We start from the raw sequence: 786 nt of genomic DNA on the forward strand, positions 1-786 counted from the left end.
AGTCGGTGGCGATCAACACCATGATCCTCTCGCTCCTCTACCGGATGAAGCCGGAGGAGTGCCGCCTGATCATGGTCGACCCGAAGATGCTGGAGCTGTCGGTCTACGACGGCATCCCGCACCTGCTCTCCCCCGTCGTCACCGACCCGAAGAAGGCGGTCATCGCCCTCAAGTGGGCGGTGCGCGAGATGGAGGAGCGCTACAAGAAGATGTCCAAGGTCGGCGTGCGCAACATCGACGGGTTCAATGCCCGGCTCGAGGAGGCGCGCCTGCGCGGCGAGGTGCTGACCCGCACCGTCCAGACCGGCTTCGACCGGCAGACCGGCGAGGCCGTCTACGAGAACGAGGAGATGGACCTCTCCCCGCTGCCCTACATCGTGATCGTGGTCGACGAGATGGCCGACCTGATGATGGTGGCCGGCAAGGACATCGAGGGGGCGATCCAGCGCCTGGCGCAGATGGCGCGCGCGGCGGGCATCCACCTGATCATGGCGACGCAGCGTCCGTCGGTGGACGTGATCACCGGGACGATCAAGGCGAACTTCCCGACCCGGATCAGCTTCCAGGTGACGAGCAAGATCGACTCGGGATCCGGACGATCACCATCCCGACCGAGCGCATCGACGAGGTCGTGGCCGGCCTCCACCGCGCGCTCCAGGGCGGCGAGCGCGTCGACTGGATCTGCCCGCTGGTGGCCGAATCGGAGTTCGTCGACCTCGCCGCGGCGGAGGAGCGCTTCGAGGACCTGAAGCACCATTTCGGGGCCGAGGTCGGGCTGATCCACGG

2 pseudogenes are annotated in these 786 nt (G+C 66.9%); both read left to right on the top strand.

Annotation, left to right across the window (positions count from 1 at the left end):
- Nucleotides 1-587 (top strand): annotated as a pseudogene (locus MKK64_RS00005) (FtsK/SpoIIIE domain-containing protein); the annotation flags it as partial.
- A pseudogene (locus tag MKK64_RS28315) lies at nucleotides 587-786 on the top strand (hypothetical protein); the annotation flags it as partial. The pseudogenes MKK64_RS00005 and MKK64_RS28315, both read left to right, overlap by 1 nt.

It is taken from the genome of Methylobacterium sp. E-025 (assembly GCF_022829705.1).
Lineage (GTDB): Bacteria > Pseudomonadota > Alphaproteobacteria > Rhizobiales > Beijerinckiaceae > Methylobacterium.